The organism is Kitasatospora sp. CM 4170 (genome assembly GCF_032110285.1).
GTDB lineage: Bacteria > Actinomycetota > Actinomycetes > Streptomycetales > Streptomycetaceae > Kitasatospora > Kitasatospora aburaviensis.
Map to the genome: position 1 here is coordinate 6,338,280 of NZ_CP134877.1, position 12,000 is coordinate 6,350,279.

The following is a 12,000-nucleotide window of genomic DNA, read 5'->3' on the forward strand; positions in this document are numbered from 1 at the left end:
TTGAACCGTGAGCGAGACTACGGCAGACACCACGGCGGCCACCCGGGCAGGCGTCCCGGCCGGCGCCGCCCCCGGCCAGCAGACCCCCGCGCGCCGCGGCGCCGCGTACGACTCGGCGTTCCTGCGCGCCTGCCGGCACGAGCCGGTGCCGCACACGCCGGTGTGGTTCATGCGCCAGGCGGGCCGCTCGCTGCCCGAGTACCTGAAGGTCCGCGAGGGCATCCCCATGCTGGAGTCCTGCATGCGGCCCGAGCTGGTCAAGGAGATCACCCTGCAGCCGGTGCGCCGGCACAAGGTGGACGCGGCCATCTTCTTCAGCGACATCGTGGTGCCGCTCAAGGCGATCGGCATCGACGTCGACATCAAGCCCGGCATCGGCCCGGTCATCGCCGACCCGATCCGGACCGCCGAGGACCTCCAGCGGCTCCGCCCGCTGGAGCCGGACGACGTCCCCTACATCACCGAGGCGATCGGCCTGCTCGTCGACGAGCTCGGCTCCACCCCGCTGATCGGCTTCGCCGGCGCCCCCTACACGCTGGCCAGCTACCTGGTCGAGGGCGGCCCGTCCAAGAACCACGAGAACACCAAGGCCATGATGTACGGGCAGCCCGAGCTCTGGGCAGCCCTGGTCGACCGGCTGGCCGACATCACCTCCGCCTTCCTCAAGGTGCAGATCGAGGCCGGCGCCTCGGCGGTCCAGCTCTTCGACTCCTGGGTCGGCTCGCTCGCCCCGGACGACTACCGCCGCTCGGTGATGCCCGCCAGCACCAAGGTGTTCGACGCGGTGGCCGACTACGGCGTGCCGCGGATCCACTTCGGCGTCGGCACCGGCGAGCTGCTGGGCCTGATGGGCCAGGCCGGCGCGGACGTCGTCGGCGTCGACTGGCGGGTGCCGCTGAACGTCGCCGCCGAGCGGGTCGGCCCCGGCAAGGGCCTGCAGGGCAACCTCGACCCGGCGGTGCTCTTCGCGCCGACCAAGGCCGTCGAGACCAAGGCCCGCGAGGTGCTGCACGCCGCCCAGGCGCTCGGCACCAGCGGCCACATCTTCAACCTCGGCCACGGCGTGCTCCCGAGCATGGACCCGGACGCGCTCAGCCGGCTGGTCGAGTTCGTGCACGAGGCCAGCGCTCGCTGACGCCCGGCCGGCGCGGCCGGTACGGCCGGCACGACCCGGTGGCGGGCTCCTTCCGAGGGGAGGGGCCCGCCACCGCCGTACCCGGGGCGCACTCAGGCCTCCCGGCGCTCCCCGTCCGCCTCCTCCCGCGGGCTCGGCAGGTGCTCCGGCATAGGCGGCACCGGCGGCACCGCGGCGCGGGGGGTGCGGGCCCGGCGCCGCCGGACCAGCCAGGCCGCCGCCACCGCCGGGCCGGCCACCAGCAGGAACGGCGCCACCGCCGCGAGGGCCATGGCCAGCACACGGACGACCGTGACCAGTGCGTGCCAGCCGCCGCCCAGCGCGGAGCCGACCGAGGACCAGAAGCCCTCGTCCTTCTCCTTCTTGACGTCCGGCTGGTCGTGGACGGGCTTCGGATCCCGCCGCACGTCCAGCGTGATGGTGGAGAGCGACGTCCGGGCCGACAGCTCCTTCAGCTGCTTCTGCAGCGATTCGAGGTCCGCCTCGCGGCGGCTCAGCTCACCCTCCAGGCTGGTGACCTCGGCCAGCGTCTTGGCCTGCGTCATCAGCGCCCGAACCCGGTCGACGCTCGCCTGCTGGGTCTGCAGCCGGCTCGACACGTCCGCCACCTGCTGGGTCAGGTCGTCCGCCTGGCTCCGCCGTGACAGCACCTCGCCGAGCGCGGCGAACTGGTCCAGCGTCTGCTGGAACGTCGCCGACGGCACCTTGACCGTGATCTGGCCGGTCTGCCCGGCGTTCTCGTCGCCCCCGCCGCTCACCGTCTCGCCGCCGACGTAGCCCCCGGCGGACGAGGCCAGCTCGCGCGCCTTCGCCAGCACCGCGGGGACGTCCTTGCTGCGCAGCGACAGCTGCGCCGTGTAGGCGATCAGCCGGTTGTCCGCCACCTGGACGGCGCTCGGCTGCCCCGCCCCGCCGCCGGGCCTGCCCGCGGCCTCGCCGGCCGCGGCGCCCGCGCCGGCCCCGCCCGGTGAGGCCGCCACCGGGGGCGCGGCCGCCGGCGCGGCGGCGTCACGCTTGGCGCTGTCGCTCGCCACGACGGACCCGCCGCCGGCGCTGCACCCCCCGACCAGCACCGCCGCCGCGAACACCACGGCCGCCGCCCCGGCTCTGCGCCCTGCCCCGCGCACTTCTCGCACCACGATCGAGCCCTCCCCAAGTCCCTTGGCCGGCGCCCGGATCCGGACGCCCAGCCCATTGGACGGAGCCCCCGCCCGATCGGACCCGCCCCGGAGGTCGCAACTCCGTCACGGCTCGGCCGCGGCCCGGACAAGGCCCCGGGCACGGGCCGGCCTCGCTACTGTGCGTCCATGAGCGAGCTGCCGGAGTGGATGTACCCGCCCCGCGAAGAGGGGTGGATCGCCGACGACCTCGACCACCTGCCGCAGGCGCCGCGGCACACCGAACTGATCGACGGAGCCCTGGTCTTCAGGATGTCCCCGCAGCGCTCCTGGCACAGCCGAGCAGTCACCGGGCTCACCGCCGCGCTGGAAGACCTCGTCCCGGACGGCGTCCTGGCCGAGCGCGAGATGACGATCAAGCTGGACCGGCGCAACCGTCCCGAACCGGACCTGGTGGCGGCGGAGGCCGAGTACGACCCGGACCGTACCTGGTACGCGCCGTCCGACGTGGTGCTCGTCGTCGAGGTCGTCTCGCCGGAGTCCGCCGATCGTGACCGCAACGTGAAGGTGCGGAAGTACGCGGAGGCCGGCATCCCGCACTACTGGGTGATCGAGGAGAAGAACGGCCTGCCGGTCGCGCACGTCTTCGAGCTGGAGACCTGCACGGCCTCGTACGTCTCGGCCGGGATCTTCCGGGGCCGGCTGAAGCGGCCCGTGCCGTTCCCGGTCGACATCGACCTCGACGCCCTGGTGCCGGTGCCGAAGCGGACGAAGCGGGCGGATTGAGTCGTTGGTGTAAGGACCTGCAAGACTGCGGGGCATGGCGCAAGCACAGGTCGTGGTGATCGGTGGCGGGATCGCGGGGTTGGCCGCTGCCGCGTTTCTGAGTGGGGCCGCGGGCGGGCCCGCGCGGGCCCGGGTGACGCTGCTGGAGGCGTCCGAACGGCTCGGCGGGAAGCTGCGGGGCGGAGAGGTCGGTGGGGTCCGGGTGGACCTCGGGGCCGAGTCGATGCTGGCGCGGCGGCCGGAGGCGGTCGAGCTGGCCCGGGCGGTCGGGCTGGGTACGGAGCTGGAGCCTCCGACCACCGCCAAGGCCGCGATCTGGACCCGCGGCGCGCTGCGTCCGCTGCCCGGCGGCCAGGTGATGGGCGTCCCCGGCAACCTCGACGCGCTGGCCGCCTCCGGGGTGCTCACGTCCGAGGGGCTGGAGCGGGCCCGGCACGAGGCCGCCGGCGAGGCCGTCGCGGACGACGTGGCGATCGGGCGGTTCGTCGCCGACCGGCTGGGCCGTGAGGTGGTGGACCGGCTGGTCGAGCCGCTGCTCGGCGGCGTCTACGCCGGTCACGCGGACGAGATCTCGCTGCGCGTCGCAGTGCCGCAGCTGCTGGAGATCGCCCGCGGCGGCGGCTCGCTGGTCGAGGGCGTGCACGCGCTGGCCACCCGCCCGCAGACCGCCGCCACCCCGGTCTTCCAGGGCCTGCGCGGGGGCCTCGGCACCCTGCCCGAGGCGGTCGCCGCGGCCTGCGCCGAGGCCGGCGTCGAGCTGCGCACCCGGACCGCCGTGGACGAGCTGCGCCGCACCCCGGACGGCTGGCGGGTGGTGACCGACGGCGGCGAGGTGCTGCACGCGGACGCCGTGGTGCTGGCCGTGCCCGCGCCGGCCGCCGCCCGGCTGCTGCGGGCCGACGCGCCCGGGGCCGCCGCAGAGCTGGACGGCATCGAGTACGCGGGGATGGCGCTGGTCACCATGGCGTTCCGGCGGGCCGACCTGCCCGGGCCGCCGGCCGGCAGCGGGTTCCTGGTGCCGCCGGTGGACGGGCGCCGGATCAAGGCCTCCACCTTCTCGTCCAACAAGTGGGGCTGGCTGGAGCGCTCGGCCCCGGACACCTTCCTCCTGCGCACCTCGCTCGGCCGGCTGCGCGAGGAGCAGCCGCTGGAGCTGCCCGACGAGGAGCTGGTCGCGCAGTCGCTGGCCGACCTGGGCGAGGCGATCGGGCTCACCGCCCGGCCGTACGACACCGCGGTGACCCGCTGGGGCGCGGGCCTGCCGCAGTACCCGGTCGGCCACGTCGACCGGGTGGGGCGGATCCGGGCGGCGGCCGCCCGCGCGGGCGCGCTGGCGCTCTGCGGGGCCGCGTACGACGGGGTGGGGATCCCGGCCTGCATCGCGAGCGCGCGGGCGGCCGTCGCCGAGCTCGACAACTCGTTGACCCCGCCGACCGGGGAACACGTCACGGAGAGGACAATGGGCGCATGACTGAGAGCGTTGAGCAGCAGCCGGAGCAGCAGCCCGAGAAGAAGAAGGCCCGCGACCTGAACCAGGTCATCCGCTACACCATGTGGTCGGTGTTCAAGCTCAAGGGCGAGCTGCCCGAGGACCGCACCGCGCTGGCCGCCGAGGTGGACGAGCTGTTCGCCCAGCTCGCCGCGAAGGACGTCACGGTGCGCGGCACCTACGACGTGTCCGGTCTGCGCGCCGACGCCGACATCCTGGTCTGGTGGCACGCGGCCGACTCGGACGACCTGCAGGAGGCGTACAACCGCTTCCGCCGCACCGGCCTGGGCCGGGTGCTGGAGCCGGTCTGGTCGAACATGGCGCTGCACCGCCCGGCCGAGTTCAACAAGTCGCACATCCCGGCGTTCCTCGCCGACGAGCGGCCGCGCGACTACGTCTGCGTCTACCCGTTCGTCCGCTCCTACGAGTGGTACCTGCTGCCGGACGCCGAGCGGCGCGCGATGCTCGCCGAGCACGGCCAGATGGCGCGCGGTTACCCGGACGTGCGGGCCAACACCGTGGCCTCGTTCGCGCTCGGCGACTACGAGTGGCTGCTCGCCTTCGAGGCGGACGAGCTGCACCGGATCGTCGACCTGATGCGCGACCTGCGCCCGTCCCGGGCCCGGCTGCACGTCCGCGAGGAGGTGCCGTTCTTCACCGGCCGCCGCAAGCCGGTCAGCGAGCTGCTCAACGGCCTGGTCTGAGCACGGTACGCCGCAGGCCCGGCCCCGGGGATCCGCCCCGGGGCCGGGCCTTCGGCCTGTCCGGGCCGGGGCCCGGTCGGTGGTGGTCGCCCCGGTCAGTGGCGGTGGGGCCGCAGGGCAGCGCGGAGGCGGGCGTCGGGGAGGGCGGCGGAGCCGAGCATCGCGACGGCGGTGAGGAGTTCACGCTCGTCGTCGTCGGTGAGGCCGTGCTGGCGCTGCGGCCGCACCTCGCGCAGCACCTCCTGGCCGACCGGGGAGGCCCAGCGGGTGTACGGGTAGACGTCGACCCGGGCCATCAGCAGCGTGCCGGAGGTCAGCACCACCGGCAGCGAGAACCAGGCGAGCGCCGCCGAGGCGCTGCCGTCCGCGAAGCCGCCGACCACCAGCGCGGCGACCAGTAGCAGCACCGAGAGCAGCAGCGCCTGTCGGACCTGGCGGACCGCCAGGACGGTGTGCCGCTGCACGGCCGCGGGGGTCGCCAGGCCGGCCAGCGAGAGCCGGCTGCCGATCTCCAGCACGGTGGGGTGGGCGGCCATCGCCCGGCGCAGCTCGTCGGTGCGGCACTGGCCCTCCGGCCCGACGGTGGCCACCACGGCCCGCTCCAGCCGGCTGCGGCCCCGCGGGTCGACGACGGTGGTCCAGCCGGTGTGGGCGAGGTGCAGCCGGCCCCGGGAGGCCATCAGCACGAGGGCCAGTTCGACCACCCGGTCCGGGCCGCCCGCCAGGTACGCCGTCTCGTACAGCCCGATCCCGACCGCCTCGGGCGGCCGGGGACCCTCCTGCTCGGCCAGCGTGTCGGCGGTGGCGGCCGTCCGGACCAGCCGGATGCAGGAGAGCACCGCGGCGGCGCAGGCCGGGATCAGGAAGAGCAACCACATGGGCTTGTTGTAGTCCGGCGCTCGGCGTGCGCGGAACTGACTTTCGAATCGCGATACCGAACTGTGACGCGGGCCGGCCCCGTCGGGCTCAGCTGCCGCAGCCGCCGCCCCCGCCCCCGCAGCTGGAGCCGCAGCTGGAGGACGAGGAGCCGCAGCTGCTGGAGCCGGAGCTGCAGCTCGACGACGAGGAGCCGCAGCTGCTGCTGCCGCAGCTCGACGTGGAGGAGCCCGAGTCGGAGGAGGAGCCGCACCAGGTGGCCGCGCCGGCACAGGACGAGGACGACGAGGACGAGGACGAGGACGAGGAGAGCGATCCGGCGGCCATCGCCCGGGCCTGCTCATCGGCGGCGGCCGCGGCGAGCATCGCCTCCTGGAGCTCCTCGTCGCCGAGCCCGGCCGCGGTCAGCCCGCCGAGCGCGACCGCCCCGAGCAGCAGGCCGCCGTTGGCCGAGGAGAGCCCGGCGCTGGGCTTCCACGGGTTGCCGGCGGTGGACATCAGACCGAGCTGGCGGACCCCGGCCGGGGTGATCCGGCTCTTGAACGGCCGCGTGGCGATCAGCGAGACCAGCCCGACGGCCACGAGGAGCAGCGGGAACCAGAGCGCCGGGTGCTCCGCGTCGCCCCGGTCGAGCAGATAGGCGAGCGCGGTGGTGAGCACCACGGCCAGCAGGGCGAGCCAGATCCGCCGGTGCGCCGCCCGGGCCCGGGCCATCCGCTGCGGGTTGCGCAGCAGCCCGCGGTCGGCGAGCTTGTCGCCCAGCTCCTGGACAGCCGCCGAGCGCATCACCGCACGCCGCAGCGGGGCGAGTTCGCGCTGCTTGCCGGGGCCGATCGCCTCGATGACGGCGAGGTCCACGGCGTCGTACGGCCGGCCGGTGGTGAGGGTGACCAGGCCGCCGCGGTTGACCACGACCAGGCCGGCCTGGTGCATCCGGACCAGCGCGGTGTCGAAGACCCGGCCGGGACCGCCGGCCAGGAACGCGGCGTCCAGCAGCGGCAGTCCGCGGCCGGGCAGGCCCTTGGCCTGCGGGACCCGCTTGACCAGCTGCTTGGCCTGCGACGCGTGGAGCACGGCCGCCATCAGTAGCACGGTGGGTACGACGAAGTAGGTGTTGTGCCACATGGGCTGTCCCCCCGGATGGTGAAACGGTGCGATGGAGATGTGGGGTCAGGGCCGGCGCCGGCCGGGCAGCAGGGCCCGGCCCAGGCGGGCGAGCGGCCCGGGTCGCCGTTCGGTGGCCGGGCCGTGGAGCCACTGCTCCAGGGCCCGGCGCTGCTCGGGGCCGAGCCGCCCGCCGGCCTCCGGCGCGGCGTCGGCCAGCGCCCACGCGGCGAACGCACGGGCGTCGGCGCGGTAGCCGCCGGTCTGGGGCTGCGCGGCCGCGTAGGCCAGGAAGAGCGGTCCGTAGGGCCGGCCGAGCAGCCGGGGCAGCTCCGGCGCCACCTTGGCGACGGTGTCACGGCGCTTGGCGGCCAGTGCGGCGGCCTGGCTGCGGACCTGGGCCGGGTCGAAGCCGTCCGGCACCGGCCCGCCGGCCACCAGGGCGGCCAGCAGCTCCTCCTGGCGGCGGGCCAGCCGGGCACGGGCGGCGGTCGCGTCCCGGACCGCGGCGTCAGCCACGGCGCCCGGCCCCGGCCAGCACGGCCCGGATGGCGTCCAGTTCCTCGGCCAGCTCGGCCGGCGGCGGGAAGTTCGCGTCCCGTTCGAGCAGCACGCCGGGCGGGTCGACCCGGGCGCAGAGCTCGGCGAGCACCTCCAGCACCGGCTCGGTGACGGGGTGGGCGTGGGTGTCGTGCCAGACGCCGTCCACCAGCTGCCCGCCCGCCACGTGGACGTAGGCGAGGGCCTCCAGCGGCAGGCGGTCCAGCTCGGCGGCCGGGTCCAGGCCGAGGTTGACCCGGTTGGTGTGCAGATTGGCGACGTCGATCAGCAGCCGGACGCCGGTGCGCTCGACCAGCTCGGCGAGGAACTGGCCCTCGGTCAGCTCGTCTTCGGGCCAGACCAGCTGGGCGGCGATGTTCTCCAGCGCCAGCGGCACCGGCAGCCGGTCCTGCGCGATCCGGACGTTCTCGGCGACGACCGCGAGGGCGTCCCGGGACCGCGGCACCGGCAGCAGGTGTCCGGCCTCCAGGCCACCGGCCCGGACGAACGCCAGGTGTTCGGTGACCAGCGGCGAGCCGAGCGCGGCGGCGGTCTCGGCGAGCCTGTCGAGCCGGTCCGGGTCAGGCCGGTCGGCGCCGCCGAGGCCGAGCGCGACGCCGTGCGGGACGACGGTCACGCCGCGCGCCCGCAGGATCTGCAGCGACTCGGGCAGGTGGCCGGCGCAGACGTTCTCGGCGACCACCTCGACCCAGTCCAGGCCCGGTTGGCGCTCGACCACGACGTCGATCTCGCTGCGCCAGCCGAGGCCGACGCCGAGGGCCGCGCCGCGGGTGGGCGCGCTCGGGGCAGGGGAAGTCATCGGTGCGCCCCCTTCTGAGGGCTGGGTGGGAAGCCGTCGGTCGGCGCGGGCATCGTCGCCAGGGCCGGACCGGGCCGTGCTGCTGAGGATGTCCCCGGGCGGGGAGCCTGCCAAGCCTCATCCGGTCTTCTCAGAGGATTATTTGAGCTTGTCGGCCCGGTGCCGACGACCCTACCCGGGCTCCCGGCGCGTCCTCGCAGGTGGGGGCCGAAATTCGGAGGCGGACCGGGTCGTTCGGGGCCTATCGTGTCGCCCCTATGACGACACTGACGATTCGTGACTTCCGTGCCGACGACGCCGAGGCCGCGGCGGCCGCCCACCGTGCCGGGCGCGACCACCTGGTGCTGACGCCGGAGGTCTTCACCTGGCTGAACGGCCACCAGCCCGAGGGTGCGCACTACCGCTGCCTGGTCGCCGAGCTGGACGGCCGGGTGGTCGGCTCGGTCCGCTGCGGCGTGGTCACCGGGACGACGACCCGGGGCGTCGGCTTCGCCAACGGCAGCGTGCTGCCCGAGTACCGCCGGCGCGGCGCGTTCACCGCCCTGCTGGCGGCGGCGGAGCGGCACCTGGCCGAGCAGGGCGTGGTGGAGGTGCACAGCTGGGTGGACGAGGAGCCGGGGTCGCTGGCCTTCGCGGCCGCCCGCGGCTACACCGGGGGCCGGCAGGCGTACTTCGGCGGCCGGGACCTCGCCCTGCCGCTGCCGGAGGCCCCGGCGCCGCCCGCCGGCGTGGAGCTGCGCCCGGCGAGCGACTGGGTGGCCGACCCGTACCCGATCTTCCTGGTCGAGGCGGACGCTGCCCGGGACGAGCCCGGTGAGGTCGAGATGGACGCCGCGGACTACGAGGAGTTCCTGAACGGCGACTGGGCCCGCCCGGACCTCGACCGCGACCTCACCGTCGTGGCCGTGGTGGACGGCGAGCCGGTCGCGTTCAGCGCGGCCCAGACGGACGGCGTGGACCGGTACTGGTCGGCGTTCACCGCCTGCCGCCGGGCGTTCCGCGGTCGGGGGCTGAGCAAGCTGGCCAAGCTGGAGTCGCTGCGCCGGGCCCGGGAGGCGGGCTACCGCCGCGCGTACACGAGCAACGACGCGACCAACGCGCCGATGCTGGCGATCAACGCCTGGCTCGGCTACGAGCGGTGCGCGAGCGAGCGGAAGTTCACCAGGCGGCTCGACGGCTGATCCGTCGCCCCGGTCGCGCGGGCCCCGCGCCGCGCGGCCGGGGTGCGTGGCCGGGTGCGCCCCGGGGCCGGGGCGGGAGTCGCGGGTTGTTCTCCGGCGCATCACCGCCGGTCGCCCACCCATCACCTCACCGCCGGCCGCCCACCCATCACCGCCGGTCTCCGCGCATCACCGCTGTCCAACGGGGCATCACCTCACGGCAGACAGTTCGTGCCCGAGTCTTCCGCGCGGGGGATGGTATGGAGATCCTGCTTCAGGTCCTGGTCGGGTTCGTTCCGGCCGTGATCGGCTTCCTGGCGGCCCGCTCCCTCGCCCGCACCCGGCTGTTCCTGCAGTACGGCTTCCTGCGGGCGCTGCTCGCGCCGTACGGCCGGGTCCAGATCATCACCCCGAGCATCGAGGTGGCGGAGTACACCTTCGCCAAGGACGGCCGCCGGCTGACCAGCCGGGGTCCGCGGAACGTGCTGTTCATGCCGATGGCCGAGGCCCGGGCGATCGCCCAACTCATAGACCTGCTGCGGAAGGTGAACCGGAAGGCGACAATCGAGCTGGTCGCGGCCGGTGCCCAGGACCCGAGGATGCCGACGTTCTCGATCGGCGGGCCGAGCGTCAACACGTACTCGGCGGGTGTGCTCGGCGCCGCCTTCCCCGACTTCCGCATGGAGTACCCGGAGGCGGCGCGGGCCCGGTGGGGCGGGATGACCTTCGAGGCGCAGTACAACGCGGCCGACGAGCTGATCCGGGACCACGGCTTCGTCTTCGTGACCCGGACGCCCCGGCACGCGCCCTGCGTCGTGCTCTGCGGGGTCTTCGCCTTCGGCTCGGCGATGGCGGTGGAGGCGCTGGCGGCGGCGACCCGGAAGTCCCCGCTGGCGGCGCTGTTCCGGTCGGGGGAGAAAGGATTCGCCGCGGTCGAGGGCCGGGTCATCGGCCTGGACACCGTGGACGTGACCGTCGAGGTCTGCCGTCTGCTGCCGGCGGTGTGAGGGCCGGGCTGCCCGCCCGCCGCGCAGGCTGTGCCGCCACCGCGCCCGATGCGGCAGAATGGTCCAGACCGTGATACGGACAATCCGGACGGGTCGGGCGAGTTCGGGGCGGAACTGGCTGGAATCGCAAGGGTTTCGCCTCACCACAGTCACATCATCGGCATAATCGCGCCCATGACGACCAGCCGCGCGAACGTGAGCGCGATTGCCGAAGACCTGTACGTGTGGCTCCCGCCCAAGCGGGGCTGGGGGTTGGCCAACTGCGGTCTGCTGGCCTCGCCGAGGGCCGCGCTCTGGATCGACACCCCCTACGACCCCTCCCTCGCCGCGGAGTTCCTCGCCGAGAGCCGCAAGCGGCTCCCCGAGGGCGTCGAGGTCGACCGCGTGGTCGTCACCCACGCCAACGGCGACCACCTGTGGGGCGCCGGCGTGCTCCCCGACGCCGAGGTGATCGCCACCCACGAGGCGCTGGAGCACATCCACTACGAGCCGGCCCCGAAGCAGCAGCACGCGCTGGTCGCCGGTGGCGACCCCGAGTCGCCGCTCGGCGGCTACCTGCAGCGCCATTTCGGACAGTTCGACTGGTCGCAGACCGAGCCGGTGCACCCGCACACCGTCTTCCGCGGCGAGCTGGAGCTGCGGGTGGGGGACTACCCCGTGCAGATCACCGGCCTGCCCGCCGCGCACACCGGCGGCGACCTGATGGTCCACCTGCCGTACCAGCGCGCCGTGTTCACCGGTGACGTGGTCTTCGGCTCGACGCCCGAGCAGCCCGGCGACCACCCCTCGCACTGGTCCGGCCCGCTGGAGAACATCATCGGCGCCTGCGAGCAGGCCCTGGCCACCGGCGCGGAGATCTTCGTCCCCGGCCACGGCCCGGTGCTCGACCGCTCCGGCGTCCAGGCGCACATCGCCTACCTCGAACACGTCCGCGAGCGCGCGCACGCGCTGCACGCCGAGGGCACGCCCGCGCTGGACGCCGCCCGGCGGATCATCGCCGAGCAGCGCTACCCCGAACTCGGCCTGCCCGAGCGGCTGGTGCTCACCGTGTCCGCCGAGTACCGGCACCTGGACGGCAGCGCCGTGCCGAACGTGCTGGAGGCGATGACCCAGGTGGCGCTGGTGGCCCGCGAGATCGAGGCGTCGGCGGGACAGCCCGGCGGCACCCCGGGGCCGCGCTCCGCGCAGGACGCCCCCGCCCCGGCCTGATCCGGCCGCGACCGGCCGGGCCGCGCCCCGACCGGGTCCGCCGTCGGACGGG

At 74.9% G+C, this 12,000-nt stretch carries 10 protein-coding genes and 1 pseudogene; 7 read left to right on the plus strand and 4 right to left on the minus strand.

Features of this window, described 5'->3' with window-relative positions:
• Positions 1 to 121: 121 nt before the first annotated feature.
• A complete protein-coding gene (gene hemE, locus RMN57_RS26985; RefSeq protein ID WP_313767977.1) occupies positions 122 to 1,135 on the plus strand; it encodes a uroporphyrinogen decarboxylase in 1,014 nt (337 codons plus the stop codon).
• Positions 1,136 to 1,227: 92 nt separating this feature from the next.
• Here hemE and RMN57_RS26990 read toward each other — a convergent pair whose 3' ends face one another.
• Positions 1,228 to 2,274 carry a DUF4349 domain-containing protein gene (locus tag RMN57_RS26990; protein ID WP_313765888.1) on the minus strand — a complete coding sequence of 349 codons (1,047 nt, stop codon included), beginning with the start codon at positions 2,272 to 2,274 and terminating at the stop codon, positions 1,228 to 1,230.
• Between the two features lie 168 nt (positions 2,275 to 2,442).
• Here RMN57_RS26990 and RMN57_RS26995 point away from each other — a divergent pair, with 168 nt between their 5' ends.
• From RMN57_RS26995 to hemQ, 3 genes are read left to right on the plus strand one after another with little or no spacing between them, the layout of a single operon-like run.
• Positions 2,443 to 3,039: a Uma2 family endonuclease gene (locus RMN57_RS26995; protein WP_313765889.1), complete on the plus strand. Its 597-nt coding sequence runs from the start codon at positions 2,443 to 2,445 to the stop codon at positions 3,037 to 3,039.
• A 34-nt stretch (positions 3,040 to 3,073) separates the two neighbouring features.
• Positions 3,074 to 4,510 carry a protoporphyrinogen oxidase gene (hemG, locus tag RMN57_RS27000; protein ID WP_313765890.1) on the plus strand — a complete coding sequence of 479 codons (1,437 nt, stop codon included), beginning with the start codon at positions 3,074 to 3,076 and terminating at the stop codon, positions 4,508 to 4,510.
• Entirely contained in the window at positions 4,507 to 5,232 is a 726-nt protein-coding gene (hemQ, locus tag RMN57_RS27005) for a hydrogen peroxide-dependent heme synthase (RefSeq protein ID WP_313765891.1), read from the plus strand. Before hemG ends, hemQ begins: the two co-directional genes overlap by 4 nt.
• A 95-nt stretch (positions 5,233 to 5,327) precedes the next feature.
• Here the strand turns inward: hemQ and RMN57_RS27010 are convergent, their stop codons facing one another.
• The 3 genes and pseudogenes from RMN57_RS27010 to RMN57_RS27020 all read right to left on the minus strand — a co-directional run bounded on the left by RMN57_RS27010 (position 5,328) and on the right by RMN57_RS27020 (position 8,572).
• On the minus strand, positions 5,328 to 6,110 hold the full coding sequence (locus RMN57_RS27010; protein WP_313765892.1) for a TIGR04222 domain-containing membrane protein: 783 nt from the start codon (positions 6,108 to 6,110) through the stop codon (positions 5,328 to 5,330).
• Between the two features lie 88 nt (positions 6,111 to 6,198).
• Positions 6,199 to 7,233, minus strand: coding sequence for a TIGR04222 domain-containing membrane protein (locus RMN57_RS27015; RefSeq protein WP_313765893.1), 1,035 nt, complete (start codon positions 7,231 to 7,233; stop codon positions 6,199 to 6,201).
• A gap of 45 nt (positions 7,234 to 7,278) precedes the next feature.
• Positions 7,279 to 8,572, minus strand: a pseudogene (locus RMN57_RS27020) (DUF692 domain-containing protein).
• 257 nt (positions 8,573 to 8,829) lie between these two features.
• Between RMN57_RS27020 and RMN57_RS27025 the strand changes: the two are divergent.
• The 3 genes from RMN57_RS27025 (at position 8,830) to RMN57_RS27035 (ending at position 11,948) form a co-directional block, all read left to right on the plus strand.
• A complete protein-coding gene (locus RMN57_RS27025) occupies positions 8,830 to 9,753 on the plus strand; it encodes a GNAT family N-acetyltransferase (RefSeq protein ID WP_313765894.1) in 924 nt (307 codons plus the stop codon).
• A 239-nt stretch (positions 9,754 to 9,992) separates the two neighbouring features.
• Complete coding sequence (locus RMN57_RS27030; RefSeq protein WP_313765895.1) at positions 9,993 to 10,739, plus strand: hypothetical protein; 747 nt, start codon at positions 9,993 to 9,995, stop codon at positions 10,737 to 10,739.
• Between the two features lie 174 nt (positions 10,740 to 10,913).
• A complete protein-coding gene (locus RMN57_RS27035) occupies positions 10,914 to 11,948 on the plus strand; it encodes an MBL fold metallo-hydrolase (protein WP_313765896.1) in 1,035 nt (344 codons plus the stop codon).
• Positions 11,949 to 12,000: the final 52 nt, after the last annotated feature.

Bases quoted from the DNA above. Each gene is read 5' to 3' on its own strand.
- hemG (WP_313765890.1), top strand. From the start codon at position 3,074: ATGGCGCAAGCACAGGTCGTGGTGATCGGTGGCGGGATCGCGGGGTTG.
- RMN57_RS27025 (WP_313765894.1), top strand. From the start codon at position 8,830: ATGACGACACTGACGATTCGTGACTTCCGTGCCGACGACGCCGAGGCC.
- RMN57_RS27015 (WP_313765893.1), bottom strand. From the start codon at position 7,233: ATGTGGCACAACACCTACTTCGTCGTACCCACCGTGCTACTGATGGCG.
- RMN57_RS26995 (WP_313765889.1), top strand. From the start codon at position 2,443: ATGAGCGAGCTGCCGGAGTGGATGTACCCGCCCCGCGAAGAGGGGTGG.
- hemQ (WP_313765891.1), top strand. From the start codon at position 4,507: ATGACTGAGAGCGTTGAGCAGCAGCCGGAGCAGCAGCCCGAGAAGAAG.
- RMN57_RS27035 (WP_313765896.1), top strand. From the start codon at position 10,914: ATGACGACCAGCCGCGCGAACGTGAGCGCGATTGCCGAAGACCTGTAC.
- RMN57_RS27010 (WP_313765892.1), bottom strand. From the start codon at position 6,110: ATGTGGTTGCTCTTCCTGATCCCGGCCTGCGCCGCCGCGGTGCTCTCC.
- RMN57_RS27030 (WP_313765895.1), top strand. From the start codon at position 9,993: ATGGAGATCCTGCTTCAGGTCCTGGTCGGGTTCGTTCCGGCCGTGATC.